Raw genomic sequence first — 21,429 nt, 5'->3', positions numbered from 1 at the left:
GGGCACAACAATCACATTGGTTCTTTACAGGAGATCCTATATATGCGGTAAAAAGATATTTTAAGAATATCTTAAGAAAACTTTAAGAGTCTTTATAGGTCAGAGATAGTTACTTAGCAATTGGCGTTGGCAATTACGAATTCGGCCTTCATACAGCACAATCCGAAAAGTAAGACCTATGAGAATCCTGATAATAGAAGATGAAAAAGGTATTCTGAACTTTCTCAGACAAGGCTTAGAAGAAGAATCATATGCAGTGGATACGGCCTGTGAAGGGACGGTAGGCCTGGATATGGCACTTTCTGGCAATTATGACCTGCTACTTGTGGACTGGATGCTTCCTGGCAAAAGCGGCGTGGAGATCTGTCGGGAATTTAGAAAACGTTTTGCAAAGACGCCGGTGATCTTTCTCACCGCCCGTGACACGGTGCAGGACACTATTTTTGGGCTGCAGGCTGGCGCCAATGATTACATTAAGAAGCCGTTCAGTTTTGACGAGCTTCTGGAAAGGATCAAAGTGCAGCTGCGTCCTGCCACGGGTGAGCAGGCCGAATTCACGCTCGGGCCCATTCGCATTGACACGCACTCTCACCAGGTGTTTAAAGGGGATGAAGAAATAAAGCTCACCCAAAAGGAATTTGGATTGCTTGAATTTCTGTTGCGTAATAAGGGTAAGGTGTGCCGGAGAACCCGGATTATTGAAAGTGTCTGGGACATTCATTTTGAGTATAACACCGGCGTGATTGATGTGTATATCAATTCGTTGAGAAAAAAGCTTAAATTGGCCAAAGAAGAAGATTATATTCAGACTGTCCGGGGCATGGGCTACATTGCAAAAGAGATCGGCCAGCCCACATCATGATTACTTCCTACAAAAATAAAATTGCTGCCGACTTTACGCTGAGCACCGCACTTTTGGTGACGGTCATATTTTTTGTGATCTACTATGTGGTAAGCCTGGCAGTTTTCAATGGTTTGCAAAAAGATATCATTTTTGAAGCCGACAAGCATTTTTACGAAGTGGGCGTAAAAGATGGGGCGCCTTACATTGCTGACAAAGCCGAATGGTTTGAAAGAGAGCATAGAGAGCTGGAAGTGAATCCGGTATTTGTGCAGATTACGGATCAAAACGGTATTGCCATTGAAAAATCCCCCAATCTGAAACAGGATGCGTTGAGCACGGATCTTTCCAAAAAAGACAAGGTATTTTTCCGGAGCAAACTAAAAGGGCTATCCATTGCCCAGATCCAGGTGGCATTGAAAGAAAAGGACAAACTCGCGGGGTATCTGGTCGTTGCTATCCCTATTGCTGAGTCAGAGCGGGTTTTGGACACGCTGAAAAATGTGTTGCTGATCGCTTTTCCTATTGTTCTCCTGGTGTTGTTTTTTGTGACAAGGTTCATTGCAGGCAAAAGTATTCAACCCGTATTGAGCGTGATTGATACCGCCAGCAAGATCACCAATGAAAACCTGACTGCCCGAATACCATTGCCGCTGGGTAAAGACGAGCTTGGCAGATTAGTGGTTACTATCAATGATCTGCTGGACCGAATAGCAAATGCCGTAGAGCGTGAAAAGCAATTTACCTCCGACGCATCTCACGAGTTAAGAACGCCTCTTGCAGTTATCAAAGGAACGCTGGAAGTTTTGATCCGTAAACCGCGGTCCGCGCAGGAGTATGTCGAGAAGGCAGCTTATTGTATCACAGAGATTGACAGGATCAGCTATTTGGTTGATCAATTGCTGCTTTTGGCCAGGTTTGAAAGCCAGAAAAAAGCGCTAGACAGCCGGAGCACTGACCTTGCCGAATTGACAGCTATGATCCTCCAAAGGCAGCAAGATCATATTCTTAATAAAGGACTTTCCGTTGAGCTCGAAATAGGTGATCAGTACGACGTTTATAGTGATCCGTACATGGTGGAAATAATTATTGAAAACCTGATTTCCAATGCCATTAAATATTCCGATCCTAACGAAAGCATTCGAATTGGGATCAACAAGCTAAATTCCGAAATCACTTATACTGTTATCGATAAAGGAATTGGCATAGCCGCCGATGAGATCCCGAAACTTCAAGAACCCTTTTACCGCTCAAATCCTTTACAGCACCCACACATCACAGGAAACGGCCTGGGACTTTCGATTGTAAAAAGAATGTGTGAACTGTTGGCGATTCAGTTCGAAATTGAAAGCCAGCCCGGTGCAGGAACGAAGGCCAAGCTGATTTTTGAATCTTAAGCAAACCTTAAGATTTCCTTGAGAATACCCTAAGAACGGCAGGTTTACTTTTGAATAGTCTTTGAGACAAAAGCAATTTTAAACAATACATCTTATGAGTTTTGAGAAAAATGATGCCAATATCAACCGCCACGATTTTTTGAGACAACTGGGCTTTGCCGGTTCAGCGCTGGCAGCGGTTTATTTTGCAGGCCATCTGCAATCCTGCACCAACGATCGGGTAAGCCCCCAGCCAACTAACCTGACATTGGATCTAACAGATCAGGCCAATGCTGCCCTGAAAACCAATGGAGGATATGTGATTAAGGATGGTGTGGTGATCGCCCGAAGCAACACCGGCGCATACATTGCTGCAACCCTTACATGCAGCCACGAGGGGAAAAACGAGATTACTTACCAGACCGATCATTTTTACTGCACCGCACATGGGGCCAAATATGATAATGCCGGAAAAGGACTGAACAGTGAAGGGAAAAAGGGAATCAGGACATACACCGCAAGTCTGGCAGAGAACATTTTAACCATTACTGCCTGATGAAAATTAGTTTAGCGATTGCGATGGCCATGATCAGCTCATGCGCCTTTGCACAAGACGACCTGCTGAAAGAACTGGACAAGGTCCAGGATTCCGTAGCAACTTACAGCGCTGCCACTTTCAAAGGCACGCGCATCATCAACGGACATTCGGTGGAAACGGTCGGGAAAAGCAATATGGACTTTATCATTTCCCACCGGTTCGGCGCAGTTAATTCGGGAGCAAATAATTTCTTCGGCCTGGACGAATCACAGATCAGGCTGGCTTTGGAATATGGGTTAACAGATCGCTTAATGGTGGGGATCGGCAGAAGCAGTTACCAGAAAACGATTGATGTATTTGCCAAATACCGATTGCTAAGACAGTCGTCGGGCTATCGGAATATGCCCGTATCCGTTACGCTATTTGCCAGCGATGCCAATAATTCCAGCACGTCATCAACGGACCTTCCCTTCTACACAATCGCCCAGCGCCAGACCTACACTTTTCAGGTTTTGATCGCAAGGAAATTCAGCGAGAAACTTTCTTTGCAATTGACGCCCACCGTTATGCACCGCAATTTGGCTGAGAACCAGACCGATGCAAACAACCTGTACGCATTAGCAATGGGCGGGCGCTACAAACTAACCAAACGGACCTCATTCAATGTCGAATACTGGTACACCCCGAAAACCTTTGCAGGCACGCCCCAGAGAGATCCAAGGTTCACCAACACACTTTCGCTGGGCTTTGATATCGAAACCGGCGGCCACGTATTCCAGCTTCACCTGACCAATTCAAGAGGTATGATCGAAAAACAGTTTATCGGACAAACAACAGGCAAATGGAGTAGCGGGGATATTTTTTACGGCTTCAATGTATCGAGAACATTCAGTTTTGACAAGAGCAAAAAAGGCAAAACCAGTGGATACTAAAACATTTAAATTAATGCTGGTGCTGATGATCAGTCAGTTTGTCGCCATCGCCTGTTACGGACAATTGTATATGACCAAGACAGGCGAAACCAGCTTTTTCTCGGAAACGCCGCTAGAAAATATTGTCGCAGTCAACAAACAGGTTTTGGTAATCCTTAATACGGCCAATGGTGAGATTGCTATCAAAATGCAGCAGCGAAGTTTTCATTTCCCCAATAAACTCATGGAAGAACACTTCAATGAAAATTACATGGAAACAGAGAAGTATCCCGCCGCTGTATTTGCCGGAAAAATCATGGAACCCATTGACTATGGCAAAGACGGAACATATCCTGTCCATGCGGATGGCGTGCTGGACATGCACGGCATAAAGCAAAATCGTAGCCTGAAAGGTCAGATGGTAATTAATGGAAGACAAATCACGCTCACGTCGGATTTCGATATAAAACTGGCCGACCATAAAATAGAGGTGCCAACCCTGGTTATTACCAAGATCGCAGAAGCCATTGCCGTTAAAAACAAGTTTGTATTGGTGCCAAAAAAACCCTGATGCGGAATTTAACTCTGAAAATAGGTTCGAAATGAATTATTATGCTCAATAAAATCATCGCGTTCTCTGTCGGTAACAAGCTCATTGTGGGCTTGTTTGTATTGGCATTAATTGGCTACGGAAGCTATGAGCTAACCCGGCTGCCGATTGATGCCGTACCGGATATAACCGATAATCAGGTGCAGGTGATTACCATTGCACCTTCCTTTGGCGCTACCGATATTGAAAGGCTGGTAACTTTCCCCATTGAGCAGGCCAATAGCAACATCTCTGGTTTAAAGGAAATCCGCAGCTTTTCACGGTTTGGATTATCGCTCGTCACAATTGTTTTTCAGGACAATGTGGACATCTATTGGGCCAGGCAGCAGGTTTCTGAGCGTCTTTTGAAAGTGCAGAATGAAATCCCAAAGGGAATCGGTACGCCGGAATTAGGGCCTATCAGTACGGGACTGGGAGAGATTTATCAATATGTGGTCCGGCCAAAAGAAGGCTATGAACATCGGTACAATGCAACCGATCTGCGTACAATTCAGGATTGGATTGTGCGCAGGCAGTTACTGGGCGTTATAGGCGTTGCGGAAGTAAGCAGCTTCGGTGGAAAGCTCAAACAATTTTCCATCGAAATTGACCCGCAAAAACTTTTATCCTATGGGATTACGATCAATGACGTCTTTACGGCATTAGAGAACAACAATCAAAATACCGGAGGGGCCTACATTGAAAAGGGCCCAACTGTGCTTTATATCCGTAGTGAAGGCCTGGTGGAAAACCTGGAAGACATCAAGAACATATCCGTCAAATCACTTGCAGACGGCCAACCTTTGTTTATCAGGGACGTGGCCAATGTAAAAACAAGTTATGCAACGCGGTACGGCGCAATGACCTACAATGACAAGGGGGAAGTTTCCGGTGCGGTGGTCATGATGCTGAAAGGTGCTAACAGCAGTGAAGTAATTAAGAATGTGAAGGAGCGGGTTGACCAGATCCGCAAGACGCTGCCTGAGGGTTTGGTTATCGAGCCGTTTCTGGACAGGACAAAGATGGTTAACAATGCCATTGGGACCGTTGAGAAAAACCTGCTGGAAGGCGCATTGATCGTGGTTTTTGTGCTTGTGCTATTCTTAGGAAATGTGCGGGCGGGTTTGCTGGTAGCTTCTGTGATCCCGCTTGCAATGCTGTTTGCCGTTATTATGATGAACACATTTGGCGTGAGCGGAAATCTGATGAGCCTGGGCGCGCTGGATTTTGGGTTAATCGTGGATGGCGCGGTCATTATCGTGGAAGCGGTCATGCATCAGATCACCCGTAATAAAAAGTTCGCGGGGCTGGCCCGGATCAGTCAGCAACAAATGGACGACGAAGTGAATGAATCCGCTGATCGGATGATGAACAGCGCAGTTTTTGGCCAGGTCATCATCCTGATTGTGTATCTGCCTATTTTCACGCTGGAAGGAATTGAGGGCAAAATGTTCAAGCCTATGGCGCAAACTGTTGCATTTGCATTGCTAGGCGCATTCATTCTGTCACTGACCTACATTCCGATGATGAGCGCGGTTTTTCTAAGCAAAAAAGTAAAAACCCAACCCGGATGGTCCGACCGGGTTATGGACAAGCTAGCCAGCAAATACCGTTATGGCCTGGAAGGCGTCATCCGGCACCCAAAAATGATCCTGCTCTCTGTGCTGATCCTTTTTGCATCCGCTGTTTACGTGTTGACCACGTTGGGTGGAGAATTTATCCCGGCACTAGAAGAAGGTGATTTTGCCGTGGATACTCGTGTGCTCACCGGTAGCAGCCTGACAACAACGATTGAAAACACGCAGAAGGCAGCGCATATTTTAAAAACACAGTTTCCGGAAGTTTTAAAAGTGGTTACCAAAATCGGGAGTGGTGAAGTCCCTACCGATCCGATGCCCATGGAGGCCAGTGATATGATGGTGATTTTAAAAGACAAAAAAGACTGGACGTCTGCCAAAACATTCCCGGAACTGTCTGAAAAGATGGGAGAGGCTCTCAAGGAAGTTCCGGGCATCACGGCCGGGTTCCAGTTTCCCGTTCAAATGCGTTTTAACGAACTAATGACCGGCGCGCGTCAGGATGTGGTCTGTAAAATTTTCGGGGAAGACCTGGATACGCTGGCGCTATATGCCAAAAAACTTGGCGCGCTGGCCAGCCGTGTGGAAGGAACCAGAAATTTATACGTAGAAGCAGTCTCAGGTATGCCGCAGATCACAATCCGCTACAACCGCAATGCGCTGGCACAATACGGGCTGGATATTTCGGCAGTTAACAAAACCGTTAACGCAGCACTGGCAGGGCAAAGTGCTGGAATGGTCTTCGAAGGTGAAAAGCGCTTCGATCTTGTGGTCAGGCTTAGCGGCGAACGCAAGAAAAACCTGGAAGATATCCGTAACCTGCTGGTTGCTGCTGCTGATGGAGGGCAGATTGCATTATATCAGTTAGCCGAAGTAAAGATCCGGAATGGCCCCAACCAGATCCAGCGGGAAGATGCAAAAAGACGCATTGTAGTTGGCTTCAATATAGCCGGCCGGGACGTGCAAACCATTGTAAAAGAGCTGCAAATGACAGTGAATCAGAACTTGAAACTTCCGACTGGGTATTATATCACCTACGGCGGCTCTTTTGAAAACCTGAATGTGGCCAAGCAGCGGCTTATGATCGCGGTGCCGGTTTCGTTAGTCCTTATTTTTGTGCTTTTGTTTTTTGCCTTCAAGTCAGTGAAGGATGGATTATTGATTTATTCGGCCATACCACTGTCTGCGATTGGCGGCATATTTTTTCTGGCAATACGCGGTATGCCGTTCAGCATCAGCGCCGGAATTGGTTTCATAGCGCTTTTTGGCGTGGCGGTTTTAAATGGCATTGTGCTGGTAGCCGAATTCAACCGGATCAGAAAAGAAGAACAAAAAGACATTAAACAAGCGGTCCTGGAAGGAACGCAGCATCGGCTCCGGCCTGTATTGATGACCGCTTTTGTAGCGTCACTGGGGTTCTTTCCGATGGCAATTAGCAATGGCGCAGGTGCAGAAGTGCAGCGGCCACTCGCTACTGTTGTGATCGGCGGATTGCTGGTCGCTACTTTTCTAACGCTTTTCGTACTTCCCGTTCTATATCTCTTTTTTGAAAATGGTTTTAAGTTCAGACACAGGCGCGTGTCAAACCTGGCTTCGTGGTTTATTCCTGCTTTGATCTTGCTGGGTAGTATCAATTGTTTTGCCCAAAATAAAGTGGACTTGAAAACGGCCACAAACATTGCTTTGGCAAACAATCAGAACCTGAAAACAGAAAGGCTTAGAGCGGAATATCAGAAATCGCTGATCAAAACGGCGGTAGTATTGCCACAAACCGGAATTCAGATCGAGGCTGGCCAGATCAATAGTTTTTATACGGATACGCGGTTTAATATTACACAGTCACTGAGTCTGCCAGTAGTTTATGCCAGGCAAAAAACGCTTTTACAGCGTGAGCTTTCGGCCAGTGTTCTCAACGTGGCGGTAAGGGAAAGTGAATTGAAGAGAAACGTCGCACAGGTATTTTATTTGTTTTTGTACCAAAAGCAGAAAGAAGCCTTACTGATTTCGCTCGACAGTCTTTACACGGGCTTTTACAAGCGGGCGCAGCAGCGGTTTGAGAAAGGGGAGAGTGATGTGCTTGAAAAAACAACGGCGGAAACCCAGCTCGCAGAAATTCAAATGCAATCCCAGCAGCTGGAATCAGATCTAAGTTTGTCCAGGCTCCAATTTCAGCTTCTGCTCAATACAGGCGGCAACCCGGAGCCCGAGCCGACTGATAAGTTATACATTCCAGCTGTTATTTCAGATTCAATTCATGCTAGTAACCATCCTCAAATGCGATTACTGATGCAGCAGCAACAGATTGCGGCAGCGGGTATCGATGTGGAAAAGGCTAAGCTCTTGCCACAGCTGAATTTGGGTTATAACAACATGAGCATGCGGGGCATGGGCGCCGACGATAAGTCCTACAATGCTTCCCAAAGGTTTCAATCGGCGCAGCTGGGCTTAGGCATTCCGATTTTTGCCGGCGCTCAGAAGGCCCGCATCAACAGTGCCCGGATCAGTCACGACATCAGCAAACAGGGTTATCAGGCTGACTTGCAGGTCCTTCAATCGCAATATCTGTCTGCATTAGCAGCATATCGCAAGCTGCTGACAACAGTGCGTTACTATGAAAATTCGGGCCTCAAAAACGCTGATCTGATCACTTCAACGGCAAACCAGCAACTGGCGGGCGGTAGCATTAATTACCTGCAATGGGCCCAGCTGATCAACCACGCCACTTCCGTCCGAAGCCAGTATCTGGATGCGGTGATGAAGCTGAACAGCAAGGCAATCGAGCTCGATTTTTACCTTCAAAATTAATATGGTAAGATGAAATATCTGATATATAGTGTGCTTCTTGGCCTTTTTGTTTCTTGCTCAAAAAAGGCTGAAAAAGAACCGGAAACAACAGCAGACGCAACAGCAACCAACGTTGCATCGCTGAGCGAAAAGCAGATCCAGAATGCGGGGATTGTCACGGCTTTACCAGAGAAAAAGCAGATCTCCTCTGTTTTGAAACTGAATGGAAAAATTGATGTGCCGCCCCAAAACATTGTTTCCATCAGCGTACCCTTGGGTGGGTACCTTAAAACCACAAAGCTATTGCCAGGAACAAGGGTGAAAAGAGGGGAGGTCCTGGCGGTGATGGAAGACCAGCAGTACATTCATTTGCAGCAGGATTACCTGACCGGACAAGCGCGTGTAGCCTACCTGGAAAATGATTATTTGCGCCAAAAAGATCTCAATAAGAATAAATCGAGCAGTGATAAGATCTTTCAGCAGGCCGAATCGGATTACCAGGGCCAGCAGGTGATGATGAAATCGTTATATGAAAAGTTAAAACTGGCCGGTATCATTCCCGAGAAACTGACAAAAGATAATATTTCAAGAAGCGTCAGCATTCATTCTCCTATCAATGGGTATGTTTCCAAAGTCAATGTCAACATTGGCCGGTATGTCTCTCCGACCGATGTGCTTTTTGAATTGATCAATCCCACGGACATCCACCTGGCGCTAAAAGTGTTTGAAAAAGATCTGGACAAGATCAAAATCGGCCAGCAGATCATGGCCTACACCAACAATGCGCCTGACAAAAAATATCCATGCGAAATTATTCTGGTCAGCAAGGATTTATCGCCGGAACGGACCGCCGAAGTACATTCGCATTTTGAAAAATACGAGCCCGGGCTCCTTCCTGGTATGTTCATGAATGGTGACATTCAGCTCGACAGCCGCTTCGTGCTGGTACTGCCCGATGATGCCATTGTTAGTTATGAGGACAAGCAGTTTATCTTTACTGCAAAAGGGAAAAACAGCTTTGAAATGAAACAAGTAAAATCCGGAACATCTGAAAACGGCTTTACTGAAATTGTTGGCGAACAGCTGGAAAATCAATTATGTGTTGTTAAAGGTGCTTATTCGCTTTTAATGTCTTTGAAGAATAAATCGGAAGAGTAAGGCAGATGAAATAAGCCCGCATTAAAACCAAACTAACAAGTCATCCTGATCATGGTAAATCTTAAAAACATTCAAACCGAAATTGATGCAAGCTTTCTTTATGGGATCCTTGCTGATAACGAGGATGATGAAAATGTGGCCAGTGTTTTTCGGCAGATGAGCGAGATAGAGCATGGGCACGCATTGGCATTCATGGCTAAGCATGAGCTGCATTTGTCCAAGTTGCCCGGCCCTTCTAGCAGAGCAAAGACCCTGAAATTGATTGGAAAAGTTTTTGGCTACGATTACATTCTGGGTGTCATGCTGGATACGGAAAAGGGCATTTCTGCTTCTGTTGTTAATTCCAGAAATAAACACAAGTCGATCAGTTCAATTTCAGATACGGCGCACGTGGCGATATTGAAGAGTATACTGGACAATCATCCAGAAGTTTCCGGTTCAACGCTTACACGGTTCGAGAAAAGACACCGATCTGTGGGTGGCAATGCGCTGCGAGCAGCGGTACTGGGTGGAAACGACGGGTTGGTTTCAAATTTTAGCCTGGTGATGGGCATTGCAGGTGCAGCGATCGGGCAGAAAGAAATCCTGCTAACTGGACTTGCAGGCCTGCTTGCAGGAGCTTTATCGATGGCTTTGGGAGAATGGATTTCGGTCAAAAGCTCACAGGAGCTCAGTGAAAATCAAATGCAGTTGGAAATGGATGAGCTTGAAACCAATCCTGAAGGCGAAGAAAGGGAAATAGCACTTATTTATCAGGCCAAAGGAATCCCACAGAAACAGGCCAGAAAAATGGCCCAGGATATCATGTCAAACAAGGACAATGCAATAGCAATCCTGATCAAGGAAGAGCTCGGTATCAATGTGGAAGATTTGAAAGGCTCTGCCATGGAAGCGGCCATCACTTCATTTCTGCTGTTTTCTGTGGGCGCAATCATCCCGGTAATACCGTTTTTCTTTTTAAGCGGAACGCTGGCGATTCTGGCAAGCACGGTTTTTAGTGCGGTTGGCTTATTTCTGATTGGCGCAGCCATTACTTTGTTCACGGGTAAAAGTGTTTGGTTTTCAGGGTTCAGACAAGTTCTTTTTGGGCTTTCAGCCGCTGCGATCACTTTTGGCATTGGAAAACTAATTGGTGTTTCAGTAGCTGGTTAAGTAGCTTCCATTCTTCACTATAACAAATTGCAATCATGTTTAAGAGAATCTTGATTGGTGTGGTAGTTGCCCTGGTCATCATCCAATTTATCAGACCTGAGAAAAACCTGTCCGATGATCAGACGCACAGCATTACAATGAAATATCCGGTTTCGGGTGAAGTGAAAGAATTACTTAGAGTTGCTTGCAACGACTGTCATAGTAATAAAACGGCCTACCCATGGTATGTCAATGTTCAGCCGGTTGCCTGGTTTTTGGACAATCACGTGCAGGAAGGAAAAAGAGAGCTTAACTTCTCTACATTCACCAAACTTCCAGTAGCCGTTCAAAACCATAAATTCGATGAGATCATTAAAATGATCCAAGAAAAGGAAATGCCGCTAAAATCGTATACGTTTTTTGGATTGCATAAGGAGGCAAATCTATCTGATCACCAGCGACAGGTACTAACCAGTTGGGCCCGCCAGCAAATGACGATGCTACAAAGTGAATATCCTGTCGACAGTCTGAAAATAGAGGGAAGGTGACTGTAACTTAGAATGCGTTACTAACACCTGATATAAGAGAGCAAAAAATACTTCAGTTTTTTAAGAAAACCTGCCATAGGAGAGTATTGTTTAAGAGATCCCGGGTGTCCTGGCTGCTAAAAGGCGCTATATCAGGTTATGGAGGTGACGTCTTAATCAGCAATCCGGCACTTCATTGAAGGGCGTAAGCAATTTTGAAAATACTTCGCTTTGAGGTCGATGAGCTTTTGGCGAGCCTCCAAGGCTTTGTTTTCCCGACTATTGATCAAAAATAATGAGCTTTCACCATTGGAAAACCGCATTTTTTCGGCTTTGACCAGCTGTTGGTAATTCGCATAATTTGAATTTGCAAGCCGATCTGCTGTGGTAATGGGGTATAACCCAACATACAAATATCCGCGGTCCATCAGCAGCACATTGATCGAAGCCATGCATTTTTAGCAGTTTTTCCGCAGCCATCTTCCAAAGTTGACGGATGTCCGCGAGCTGGGGCAGCCTAATTTTACGTCCCTTTCTTAACCAATTTGCTTTTCAACGTTTTGGATAGGAATAAGCCGACTGATGACCTAATTAATGCCTAGTTGCTGTTTGCCACTCTCTGTCACCATTTCAAAGCTCCACTGGGGATCCCATATCAGAATTACAATCGGTTTTCTTTGCGGAAACTGATCTTGCAATACATTTTCAACTCCGTTAGTGATTGCCTCACCTAATGGACAGTGAGGTGTAGAAAGTGTCATTTTGATTTTAATTGTTTCCGGCTCCGAGAAATCAATATTATACACCAGACCTAAATCGATAATATTAACAAAGAGTTCTGGGTCAATAACGCCTCTCAGCGCCTCTATGGCCTGTCCGTAATAGATACTATCGTGCTCCATTTTCGTTGGTGGTATTTGGTTGATGAAACATTATCTTAACGATGTTGGCAGCATATAGTCCTGCAAGCAATATCCACAGAATCGAAGCCAATCTTATGATGAGTAAATTATTGACGATCATGCCCGCAACCAGACTTGCGAGAGCAAATAAATATATGTAAAACTGGCATTTGAGAATCCGTAAATTATATAGATCACTGGGAAGCGGTACTGAGCTCCTGCCTGTTAGTTTTTTGTAATGCTCATTCCAGACAATAAAGGGCAGCGTTTTAAAGGTTTGTCCAAGAATGATGGAAGTGATCCAGCCCAATAGCAATAACAATCCGTATATCAATGTCCATTTCGCGCTAATACTGTGATGTGCAACCGGGATGGTCATAAGTGCGGCAATCAGAAAAATGAAGGATACCAGCGTGTGTTTCATTGGTAAATCTATTCGTTTTCGGAGCCTGTTTCTAAACACATCATACAGGAAGTAAAGCCAGGCGATGATGCCCAGGCCGCAGACAAAAGCGTAAAGCATATCCCGGCCTGCATTGTTGTTGAGGTGGTTATCAAAAAGAAACAGGATCAAACCTGTATTCTGTAATATCCATGCAGCCTGCACCCATTTGGTTTTCCCGGGTTTGGAAATTAAAAACATCGGCACGAGCTTGACGCTGACACCTGTGATAAGCTGCAAAAACCACCCCGCAAGTCCGGCATGTGCATGAAGTTTCATGACATCAAGGTGATTTCGGCTCATGAAAGGATACCTTAGGTTAACAGCCAGGCAAAGCCCTAATGTAACTGTTACCAGCAGCCAGAGCGCCGAACTGGTCAAAAATCTTTGATGGATCAAATGATTGTTAGTGCTTTGTGCGGTAAACAGTACGTTTAATACATAGCAGAAGGTTGCCATAAATACCAGTGAGCCGCCGGTGATCATAAGCCCTCCTGCCTTGAACCACCAGAAAGCCGGAATCAGATGTGCGATACCCGCAGTAAGCAGAATGTACGAAAGGATAGCAAGGCGTTTGCTGTACAGATCGCGCTCGCAGAAAACAGGCAGAAGCTCGTACGCAGCACCGAAGATGATCATCGTGCCCCAGCCCAATGCAGCCGTATGGACAACAGCCAGCAGATGCGGGCTGAAATAATGCCGGGTCAAATCCTCTGCTGACAAGAATAACAGTATAGTCAGCACCAGAAAAAAGACGGCACCTGTTGCGTAGAAAGGCAGCACGATCCAGGCCGGAGGCGCTTTCCCGATGTGAATGTCGTTCATTTCTCTCAGCCGTTTTTATAAATCAAAAGCCGCACGTCACCTTCCGCCAGGTTAAGAACATGTACGGCAAACTGCGTCTCATTGAGTTCTTCCAACAGGTAAACCGGCACCTTTTTGTGATATACATACAGCGCATCGCTATCGCCGAGGCCGGTCAGGGCATCAAGAATTGTCTGCATGGGAGCGGGCATCAGAAGATGCCTTACGTCGATGCGTTTCACCGCGGGTTCGGGGAAGTTTGCCAGCGCGGCCGCAAAGGACGTTTCGTCATCCATGATTAGCGCTTTGCCAAGGGTTTTTTCGACAGAAGGGTTTACCTCACAAAAGCGTTTCAGAAACCAGGTGTGATGTTCTGAGGGGCCGATCTGTGCCGTGAATGTGAGCGACTTGCCAGCAAGCAGGCTGATCAGTGGATAGGGGACAAATGAGTTGATGATACACAGGACTTCGCCGTCTGTGATCGCGCCGAATTCTTTCACAATCGCTTTAAGCGGATCGTCACCGGAATCCATAACCGGACGAACGTCAAAATCGGAAATTTTGTCGTCTGGAATAGTAAGCAGCCACTGCGGTTTTTTTTCGATTTCTTCTTTTTCGTTGGCAGCGCCCTCTTGATCAAAGCTGAACCCCAGCGGTATTAATGCCTGCATGAACATATCAAGGTCACAACCACTTATATGCGCAGCTTCTGACAATGTAATGCGTGAAGCCATTAACTTTCTAAGTAGCGGATTTTTAAGCTTTTCCAATGGCTTTGCAATTGCAGCTATTGCGTCAATGCTGTCAGAATTAGCCAGGATAATCTCCGATAGCTTGGTATGATTTGTGATTGTGACCATGATATTGTCCGTTTGAGATTTATACCCCAGTGCCAGTCAGCTGCTGCATTTGCAGGGCTTTTGGAAACAGAATATTGTTTTCCAAATGGATATGGTTAAATAAATCGTTTTCAAATTCTTTTAGTTTTTCAAAAAGATAGGTGTACGAATTACATGCGCCCTGCGGCAGCTGATACTGATTGGTTATTTTCCGCAGGCTCCGCAGATCCTCTCCAGCTGATTCGTGTTCCTGCTCCATAAGCGCTATCGCAGAAGCAACCACAGTGTTGTCGCCTATTTCTCCGGTATTTATAGCAGAAGCCAGATGTTTTATTGCCGGAAACAAAATGTTTTCTTCTTTGTCTAAATGCTGGTAAAGATCTGCAAGAAGTAATTGTACCTGCTCTGAAAGTGCATAGAGTTCCGGTTGGCGGTCCCCGTGGCGGTCGGCTACTTTGTTGGCAAGCCCTTCAATCACAGGGCCGTTTTCGCGGATATAGTTATGATGTACATTGGTGATATAGTCGGCCAGAAAACCGGGTTGCCACGCTGCAAAATTCAAGGGCTGCTGAGCGGCTGGCAGCTGAGCAGTATCTGCCAGGGCGGCTTCCAATTGCTTCTCGCTGATGTTGGCGGCATGCATCGCCTGTTTTAGTGTCCTTTTACCGCCGCAGCAGAAATCTATTCCCAACTTTTTGAAGGCTTCTGCTTTGCGAATGTCTTTTGAAGCAATTTGCCCGACGGTTTCATCCGCAGGCAGCGATCCTTTTTTTGTGATTTTAACCTGCCAGTGTTTTGGGCCTTCTTGCAGATAACTCCAGGTGAAAATATCACCTCTCTCACCAAGCAGCTGATAATACAGCGGTTTTGGATCGTGGTCATTAAAAATAATAAATGTCTCGCCCGGATTCAATATATCAAAATGCTGGAAAATCGTGGAATGTTTAAGGCGTGGTTCTATAACAGTTACATCTATGGTTTGAATCGTTTCCATTGTTTTTTAATTAAAGTGTATATTATCTATTTGGGGTAATTAACTGCAAGGCTATTGAAACCTCATAAGTCTTTGTTGTTGAACCTGATGGTGGAAATACTCAATGGTACAGCGATCCAAGTCATCATAATTGCCAGGGCGATCACCATACCAACTTCACTACCGAAAAAGCTTTGGAAAACAGCTCCGGTGTAACCCATCATGGCCGATACATCAATTCTAAGTAGAATGAGCACTCTGCTCAGGTCGATCGGATTCAGGAACGAAAGTGCAATCATTCCTTTTTCAATGGGGTAGTCAGAAAATTGGAAAAGTAAGAACAAGACAAGGGTATCAAATAGCATCGAAAAATAAAGCCATAGCAATATTGCGGTACCAATACCTTTTGCTTTGTCCCTAATTTTGACTGAGGCCAGCATGGCAATGGCTGCAAACACAATGGAAAGCAATACGCCACAACCAAGCATGATCGCGCCTGTCATCGACCAGGCATAGAGCAGGATTACGATACCGGCCCCGGCAAAAAATGCCAGGCTCAGCGAAACGGCCAGTCCGGTGAACATGCTCAGCCATATTGATTTTCTTTGAAGCGGCTGGCTCACCAGCAATTCTATAAATTCGTTGCTGTTGTATATATAGATAGTAGAAAATATAATGCTGACCAGTGGAACGATAAACAGGATGATGTTCAAAAGGCTGAGAATCCCTTTGGCCGGATTGTCTTCTATACTGAAAACGGAGAATGAAATCACCAGCAGCACCACTGTATAGGCGATCATGATCCGGCTGCGGAGGATGTCTGCAATGATATATTTTACAAGCTTCTTCATCAGTTCCTTAATTCGGATGTATTAACTCTCGCCTCCTGCAAACCGTCACTTTCGTCTTGTTGGCGCATCACCCGGGCAATTGCCCTTGAGAGCTTTTCTTCCCCAGTATCTTTTCGGAGCGCGTGCAAACTTTTTTGAAACAGCATGCGGCCGTCCTGCATGTAGATCACCTCGGTGATCAGATCGTCCAGCTCGCTCAGAACGTGGGAGGTGATAATGACCAGCTTGCTTTTTTCTTTTTCAATAAGGATTTTTTCCCGCAGTATTTCTGACGAGACCGGATCCAGACCGGCAGAAGGTTCATCCATAATAAGCGCCTGCGAACCGAACATAAAGGCCAGGCAGGCACTTACTTTCTGGCGTGTTCCACCAGATAATGTCCCCATCCGTTTGTCGAGCAGCTTATTTATTCCAAATGATTTTATGAGGTCTTCGTCCAGAAGGTTTTCCGGTATTTTGCGAATGTCCTTCATCATGCCAAGAACTTGCCCGATGCTCATATTCTCGGGATAGCGGCCCATTTGTGGCATGTAACCAATGTCGCTGCGGTAGTTGTAGTCATTAGCTATGCTCTTGCCCCTAAACGTAATTGTGCCACTGTCGGGAATTACCATCCCAAGTATCGACTTGATGATGGTTGTTTTGCCGCTTCCGTTAGGGCCGATGAGCGCAATACACTCGCCTTTGTTGCAGGAAAAAGAAACGTCGGTGAGCACTTTAAATCTGCCAAATTGCTTGGATATATTTTGTAGGGAGATCATAAGTTCAGCGGTTTCATAACAGGCATGGTATCTTTGAGCTGCTCAGGTGTCATGCCGGGGATCATTTTTTCTGTACGGTCCAGCAGGCTTACCATAAAACTTCTGAACAATATCATAGCCGGAGGATACCGCTCGACGATCATTGAAAAAAGGCTGACGGGGCGGTAAGGCACATCTCCGACTCCGTCTTTGTTCAGGTCATATCCTTCATATTTGTCCCAATAATTGTTGTCAAAGTTGTTGAGTACCAATGAACTGTTTGTAGCAACGTCAAATGTGTTTGCCCGGAAATTGTTCCTTTCGATACGGTTGTCCATACAGCTGGCCTGTATTTTCAAAGCCCAGCCGTTGGCGTTGAACCGATTGTTATTAATGCGGATACGGGAAGCGCCTTCCATAAAGATCGCGGTTGTGTTGCCTGAAAATAGATTATCTTCAATATGGCTGTCAGAGATTTCTTTTAACAAAATACCGTAGGCCGAATCCCCCCAGTTGTCTTTGAAATTATTGCTTTTCATATTGACATGATTGGTGTACATCACAGCCACCCCGGCGCCATTGCTGCTAAATGTGTTGTGCGTGTAGTTGTTATGGTGGGCAAACATGAAATGAAGCCCATAACGCAGGTTTCCGTGGCTGGTGTTATGCTCTACATTGCTGTTGGTTGTAAATTCGAGATACATGCCATCGCGATGACCCTGAATGTGGTTGCCATAAATGGTCAGGCTATCGCTTTTCCAGCTATGAATGCCGTTGCCAATCAGATGCTCAGCTTTTCCATACGCTTTGAGCCGGTTATTTTTTATCAAGCAATGCTTTGACTGCTGCAGGTAAATTCCAAAAAAGTTGTCTTCCAGAACATTCCCGGTTACACTTACATGATGGGTGTTGTAAATCCGGATACCGGCGATGTCTTGCATGGACGACTGGCCCGATGCTTTTATCACAAATCCCTCAATAACAACATGGGGGGATTTTACCGATATGATCTCGTATTTTTTCTGCCCGCTCAGTACCGGCGTTTCTATGCCTTTCAACACCAGCGGTTTGTCGATGATGATATTCCCTTCCTGATATAATCCTTTGTCGACCAGTATTGTATCTCCTGCCAACGCCACGCGGATCGCCTGCCGGATGCTCGTTACAGACTGTGTTTTTCCAACCCGGATCGTCCGGGCAGAGAGCTCCATCACAGTTGCGGCAAGCAGCCAGAGACAGGCAAGTAAGGTTATAATTTTAAGCATTTTTGGCATGGTTGTCGGGCGACATTATTTTAGAAGCTCCTCCCATTTTAGTTGCGTCCCAGGAAATTTTTCCTGTGCCAGGCTAAGATCAGCCTGGGTTTTAAAACCCGCTAAATTTCCTCCCATGGGGCTCCGGAAGGCTTCGCTGTGTAGAATGTACAAGTCTTTTGCCACCAATAGTTGTCCGTTGTTATGAAAGTCGGCAAGATAAAAAGCCTCTACATCCGTCTTGCTGACGGTACCATCTTCCAGATAGGATAGCATGCATTTAAGATCATCGAATTTATAAGCCCTCCCTTTATTGGTAACAAGCTCGCACCCGAACCGAGCATCGCTGATCGTCATTTTGCAGTGGCTACAAGCGTCTACGCCAATCTGAATTGGCTGTGCTCCCTTGACACCGCACGACTGGGCTGCCGCAATTCCAACAGAAAGTAGGGCCAGTGTAACCATGAGCCGGCTGGATGCTGTTACTGAAATTCTCCTTCTGCTGGTCTGCCATTCACGGAACATGCAGCAGGCTGCTACTATACCTGCCAGGATAAATATCCAGCCACCTACTGCGGGGATGGAATAGGCGCCAAAGTTTAATAACTGCTTAAAACCGATCAGCGGTGGCTGGTAGGACATGCCGGGCACAATAATGGCAGCTTCCGGGTTCAAATTATGGCCGTAATCATACTCCCATTTCCAGAAATCGACCATCGCAAGAATACCGAAAAGAGCAAACAGGCCCAGTACAGTATAGCCAGCAAATCGTTTTCCCCATATCCCGGCACCGATAAATGCAAACGCAAAAAAGATGATAAGATAGGGCAGGATAGTGAACTCGACAAAATCATCGGTATGCAGCGTTTTCATACCAATATAATGGTTTAATCCATTGATGATATCCACATTACCCGCCAGCTTATCGCTATAAATTAATAGTTCCAGACCCTCCGGATACTGGGGTGCAGTAAGTTGTATGAGCCAGATAGGAAAGTAATTGACGAGTAACAATGCAATGCCACATAAGATGAGCAGCAGACGGTTAATGCCAAGCATACTGTTATTTTTCATAATTGCCGCGGTTGATGTTCAGTTGATTGCAGCCCCTTAGCCCGGGATCATTTAACATTAACTTGTAAGTTTTATGTTAAATAAACTTGTCCTGCCGCTTCCGGGGCTGCTGTGAACCTTGTCTCTATTCTGCGGGCATGTTAGTGCCGGTGTTGCCTATTAAAGCCACCTTGCTTCCTGCTGGCGACACTCTTACATATCCGGACATTTCCTGGTGCAGCGCGCTGCAGAAGTCTGTACAATAGATCGGGAAAATGCCCACACGGTCCGGCACCCATTTCAGGGTTTGGGTCTCCCCGGGCATTACCAGCAGTTCACCGTTATTAGCACCTTTTACAGCAAATCCATGCGGCACATCCCAGTCCTGTTCCAGGTTAGTGAGGTGAAAATAAACCTCATCACCGATGCGTATCCCCTCGATGTTGTCCGGCGTCAGGTGGGAACGGATCGCCGTCATGTACACATGCACTTTGTTTTTATCGCGCATTACCTTGGTTTGAGCCTCTCCTTTGCTAGCATATGGATGCTTGTTTTCCTCCAGTTTAAATATCTTGATCGATTGATCCTTTATTTTATCGGCTCGGATCGCCTGGGCATAATGCGGCTCACCTATGGTAGGGAAATCCAGGATCAACTTCATTTTATCTCCGGAAATATCAAATAGCTGGGCACTTTGCGCCAGTTCAGGTCCGGTAGGTAAGTAGCGGTCTTTGGTGATTTTATTGTAAGCGATCAAATATTTTCCGTCTGGTTTTTTTGAATCCCCACCAGGGATCATCAGGTGACCAGGAGAATAGTAAACTGGTTGACGGTCAATCACTTTCAGATCTTTAATATTCCATTTAACAATTTCAGAAGATACGAACATCGTAGTGACCGCATTTCCTCTCCCGTCAAATTCCGTATGCAAGGGTCCCAGTCCCGGTTTCTGCACCTCGCCGTATAAGGCGGCTTCATATTTGATGACAGGTATTCCGCTGTAATCACCCTCGAAGGATTTGCTTTCAATCGCCTTGATCATTTTACTGAATGAGAAAACAGGAATCAGCGCGGCGAGTTTTCCGCTACTTACCATGTATTCTCCTGTCGGGTCTATATCAATGCCGTGAGGAGATTTTGGACAAGGAATGAAATAGCACAGATCTTTCAATTCTTTCGAGTTCAATACAATCACTTCGTTCTTGAATTCCGAGCTCGAAGTGTGGCTCACTTCGCTGTATTTGTTGTGGGCATATTTTACCTTCACTTTTTTGCCTTTTCCGGCTTTCAGGTATTCTTCTGCTTTTTTCCAGTTCACCGCCATGATAAAATCTTTATCGTTTTTCGAGGCGTTTACTTCCAGCAGGGTGTTGGCCTGTTCGGTATTATAACATGAAAAGAAAAACCATCCGTGTGAAGGGCCTTTTCCCGCTCTGCTTAAATCAAAATTCACACCCGGTGTTTCGATCTGGAAAGCAATATCCATATTTCCATCCTTCTGGTCTACACGCACAAAGCTCAGTGTTCCCTTGAAGTTTTTCTTGTAGGTATTAATGGGTACGTCCCCGTCTGCGTCGTCGAGCGGCACACTAAAGCGGGTTCCGGCTACCACGTATTCTGTATTTTCGGTGATGAATGGAGAAGAGTGGTTCCCGCCGCTGTTAGGCAATTCCAGTATCTCAGCAGTACGGAAAGTTTTAAGGTCAATGCGGGCGAGCCGGGGCGTATTGTTGCCGTTCACAAATACCCACCGTCCATCATTTTCGCCATTGGTTTTGGACAGCTGAACATGGTGCAGATCATCCCAGGGAACACTGCCATGAGAGGTATTGAGCATCGGCTTGGTTTCCTCACTGAATCCCCAGCCCTTCTCAGGATCCTGGGAAAATACCGGGATTACCCGTAATAAACGACCTGACGGTATACCATATACGGAAAGCTGCCCGCTAAAACCGCCTGAAACAAAATTGTAGAATTCATCGTACTTGCCTGGTGCAACATAGGTTTTCGCAGCAGCATCGCCACTAATGGCAGTGTCAGCACTTTTAGGTTTGCAGGATTGTATGCCACCTGCCAGCAAAGCGACTGAGACAGCGCCCATTAAATATTTTAACGTTTTCATAAAATTGTGTTTAATCGG

At 45.7% G+C, this 21,429-nt stretch carries 19 protein-coding genes; 9 read left to right on the top strand and 10 right to left on the bottom strand.

From position 1 onward, the window contains the following. Nucleotides 1-178: 178 nt before the first annotated feature. The 9 genes from B5X68_RS00380 to B5X68_RS00340 all read left to right on the top strand — a co-directional run bounded on the left by B5X68_RS00380 (nt 179) and on the right by B5X68_RS00340 (nt 11,453). The gene (locus B5X68_RS00380; RefSeq protein ID WP_082212705.1) at nt 179-862 is read left to right on the top strand and encodes a response regulator transcription factor; all 684 of its coding nucleotides are present in this window, start codon (nt 179-181) and stop codon (nt 860-862) included. Beyond that, the gene (locus B5X68_RS00375) at nt 859-2,238 is read left to right on the top strand and encodes a sensor histidine kinase (RefSeq protein ID WP_082212704.1); all 1,380 of its coding nucleotides are present in this window, start codon (nt 859-861) and stop codon (nt 2,236-2,238) included. The genes B5X68_RS00380 and B5X68_RS00375 overlap by 4 nt, the downstream gene beginning before the upstream one ends. A 94-nt stretch (nt 2,239-2,332) precedes the next feature. Beyond that, entirely contained in the window at nt 2,333-2,773 is a 441-nt protein-coding gene (locus B5X68_RS00370) for a Rieske 2Fe-2S domain-containing protein (RefSeq protein ID WP_082212703.1), read from the top strand. Continuing rightward, on the top strand, nt 2,773-3,687 hold the full coding sequence (locus tag B5X68_RS00365; protein WP_082212702.1) for a DUF5777 family beta-barrel protein: 915 nt from the start codon (nt 2,773-2,775) through the stop codon (nt 3,685-3,687). Before B5X68_RS00370 ends, B5X68_RS00365 begins: the two co-directional genes overlap by 1 nt. After that, the gene (locus tag B5X68_RS00360) at nt 3,677-4,237 is read left to right on the top strand and encodes a YceI family protein (RefSeq protein WP_229208237.1); all 561 of its coding nucleotides are present in this window, start codon (nt 3,677-3,679) and stop codon (nt 4,235-4,237) included. Before B5X68_RS00365 ends, B5X68_RS00360 begins: the two co-directional genes overlap by 11 nt. Before the next feature lie 41 nt (nt 4,238-4,278). Then, nucleotides 4,279-8,637 carry a CusA/CzcA family heavy metal efflux RND transporter gene (locus B5X68_RS00355; RefSeq protein WP_082212701.1) on the top strand — a complete coding sequence of 1,453 codons (4,359 nt, stop codon included), beginning with the start codon at nt 4,279-4,281 and terminating at the stop codon, nt 8,635-8,637. A 9-nt stretch (nt 8,638-8,646) separates the two neighbouring features. Next, nucleotides 8,647-9,774, top strand: coding sequence for an efflux RND transporter periplasmic adaptor subunit (locus B5X68_RS00350; RefSeq protein WP_082212700.1), 1,128 nt, complete (start codon nt 8,647-8,649; stop codon nt 9,772-9,774). 51 nt (nt 9,775-9,825) lie between these two features. Beyond that, entirely contained in the window at nt 9,826-10,926 is a 1,101-nt protein-coding gene (locus B5X68_RS00345; protein WP_082212699.1) for a VIT1/CCC1 transporter family protein, read from the top strand. Nucleotides 10,927-10,961: 35 nt separating this feature from the next. Next, a complete protein-coding gene (locus B5X68_RS00340) occupies nt 10,962-11,453 on the top strand; it encodes a heme-binding domain-containing protein (protein ID WP_082212698.1) in 492 nt (163 codons plus the stop codon). 152 nt (nt 11,454-11,605) lie between these two features. On the opposite strand, the gene B5X68_RS28770 is transcribed toward B5X68_RS00340, so the two are convergent. From B5X68_RS28770 to nosZ, 10 genes are all read right to left on the bottom strand, one after another. Next, a complete protein-coding gene (locus B5X68_RS28770) occupies nt 11,606-11,884 on the bottom strand; it encodes a hypothetical protein (protein WP_170916534.1) in 279 nt (92 codons plus the stop codon). A 135-nt stretch (nt 11,885-12,019) separates the two neighbouring features. Beyond that, nucleotides 12,020-12,334, bottom strand: a complete 315-nt coding sequence (locus B5X68_RS00335; protein WP_082212697.1) for a metal-sulfur cluster assembly factor — start codon at nt 12,332-12,334, stop codon at nt 12,020-12,022. After that, nucleotides 12,321-13,601: a hypothetical protein gene (locus B5X68_RS00330; protein ID WP_082212696.1), complete on the bottom strand. Its 1,281-nt coding sequence runs from the start codon at nt 13,599-13,601 to the stop codon at nt 12,321-12,323. The genes B5X68_RS00335 and B5X68_RS00330 overlap by 14 nt, the downstream gene beginning before the upstream one ends. A gap of 5 nt (nt 13,602-13,606) precedes the next feature. After that, nucleotides 13,607-14,440, bottom strand: a complete 834-nt coding sequence (locus B5X68_RS00325) for a DUF2249 domain-containing protein (protein WP_082212695.1) — start codon at nt 14,438-14,440, stop codon at nt 13,607-13,609. A 19-nt stretch (nt 14,441-14,459) separates the two neighbouring features. Beyond that, entirely contained in the window at nt 14,460-15,413 is a 954-nt protein-coding gene (gene ric, locus B5X68_RS00320; protein WP_082212694.1) for an iron-sulfur cluster repair di-iron protein, read from the bottom strand. Nucleotides 15,414-15,475: 62 nt separating this feature from the next. After that, the gene (locus B5X68_RS00315; RefSeq protein ID WP_082212693.1) at nt 15,476-16,243 is read right to left on the bottom strand and encodes an ABC transporter permease; all 768 of its coding nucleotides are present in this window, start codon (nt 16,241-16,243) and stop codon (nt 15,476-15,478) included. Further along, nucleotides 16,243-17,004 carry an ABC transporter ATP-binding protein gene (locus B5X68_RS00310; protein ID WP_082212692.1) on the bottom strand — a complete coding sequence of 254 codons (762 nt, stop codon included), beginning with the start codon at nt 17,002-17,004 and terminating at the stop codon, nt 16,243-16,245. Before B5X68_RS00310 ends, B5X68_RS00315 begins: the two co-directional genes overlap by 1 nt. Next, nucleotides 17,001-18,248 (bottom strand): nitrous oxide reductase family maturation protein NosD, encoded by a 1,248-nt coding sequence (locus tag B5X68_RS00305; RefSeq protein WP_212567968.1) that lies wholly within the window; start codon nt 18,246-18,248, stop codon nt 17,001-17,003. Before B5X68_RS00305 ends, B5X68_RS00310 begins: the two co-directional genes overlap by 4 nt. A 24-nt stretch (nt 18,249-18,272) precedes the next feature. After that, complete coding sequence (locus B5X68_RS00300; protein WP_082212690.1) at nt 18,273-19,310, bottom strand: nitrous oxide reductase accessory protein NosL; 1,038 nt, start codon at nt 19,308-19,310, stop codon at nt 18,273-18,275. Between the two features lie 124 nt (nt 19,311-19,434). After that, nucleotides 19,435-21,411, bottom strand: coding sequence for a Sec-dependent nitrous-oxide reductase (gene nosZ, locus B5X68_RS00295; RefSeq protein WP_082212689.1), 1,977 nt, complete (start codon nt 21,409-21,411; stop codon nt 19,435-19,437). Between the last annotated feature and the right edge of the window lie 18 nt (nt 21,412-21,429).

It is taken from the genome of Dyadobacter psychrophilus, assembly GCF_900167945.1.
Classification (GTDB): Bacteria; Bacteroidota; Bacteroidia; order Cytophagales; family Spirosomataceae; genus Dyadobacter; species Dyadobacter psychrophilus.
This window is presented reverse-complemented; position numbering and strand designations above follow the sequence as displayed.

Bases quoted from the DNA above. Each gene is read 5' to 3' on its own strand.
- B5X68_RS28770 (WP_170916534.1), bottom strand. From the start codon at position 11,884: ATGGCTTCGATCAATGTGCTGCTGATGGACCGCGGATATTTGTATGTT.
- B5X68_RS00335 (WP_082212697.1), bottom strand. From the start codon at position 12,334: ATGGAGCACGATAGTATCTATTACGGACAGGCCATAGAGGCGCTGAGA.
- B5X68_RS00380 (WP_082212705.1), top strand. From the start codon at position 179: ATGAGAATCCTGATAATAGAAGATGAAAAAGGTATTCTGAACTTTCTC.
- B5X68_RS00345 (WP_082212699.1), top strand. From the start codon at position 9,826: ATGGTAAATCTTAAAAACATTCAAACCGAAATTGATGCAAGCTTTCTT.
- B5X68_RS00365 (WP_082212702.1), top strand. From the start codon at position 2,773: ATGAAAATTAGTTTAGCGATTGCGATGGCCATGATCAGCTCATGCGCC.
- B5X68_RS00350 (WP_082212700.1), top strand. From the start codon at position 8,647: ATGAAATATCTGATATATAGTGTGCTTCTTGGCCTTTTTGTTTCTTGC.
- B5X68_RS00340 (WP_082212698.1), top strand. From the start codon at position 10,962: ATGTTTAAGAGAATCTTGATTGGTGTGGTAGTTGCCCTGGTCATCATC.
- B5X68_RS00310 (WP_082212692.1), bottom strand. From the start codon at position 17,004: ATGATCTCCCTACAAAATATATCCAAGCAATTTGGCAGATTTAAAGTG.
- B5X68_RS00355 (WP_082212701.1), top strand. From the start codon at position 4,279: ATGCTCAATAAAATCATCGCGTTCTCTGTCGGTAACAAGCTCATTGTG.
- ric (WP_082212694.1), bottom strand. From the start codon at position 15,413: ATGGAAACGATTCAAACCATAGATGTAACTGTTATAGAACCACGCCTT.
- nosZ (WP_082212689.1), bottom strand. From the start codon at position 21,411: ATGAAAACGTTAAAATATTTAATGGGCGCTGTCTCAGTCGCTTTGCTG.
- B5X68_RS00330 (WP_082212696.1), bottom strand. From the start codon at position 13,601: ATGAACGACATTCACATCGGGAAAGCGCCTCCGGCCTGGATCGTGCTG.
- B5X68_RS00300 (WP_082212690.1), bottom strand. From the start codon at position 19,310: ATGAAAAATAACAGTATGCTTGGCATTAACCGTCTGCTGCTCATCTTA.
- B5X68_RS00315 (WP_082212693.1), bottom strand. From the start codon at position 16,243: ATGAAGAAGCTTGTAAAATATATCATTGCAGACATCCTCCGCAGCCGG.
- B5X68_RS00375 (WP_082212704.1), top strand. From the start codon at position 859: ATGATTACTTCCTACAAAAATAAAATTGCTGCCGACTTTACGCTGAGC.
- B5X68_RS00325 (WP_082212695.1), bottom strand. From the start codon at position 14,440: ATGGTCACAATCACAAATCATACCAAGCTATCGGAGATTATCCTGGCT.
- B5X68_RS00305 (WP_212567968.1), bottom strand. From the start codon at position 18,248: ATGCTTAAAATTATAACCTTACTTGCCTGTCTCTGGCTGCTTGCCGCA.
- B5X68_RS00370 (WP_082212703.1), top strand. From the start codon at position 2,333: ATGAGTTTTGAGAAAAATGATGCCAATATCAACCGCCACGATTTTTTG.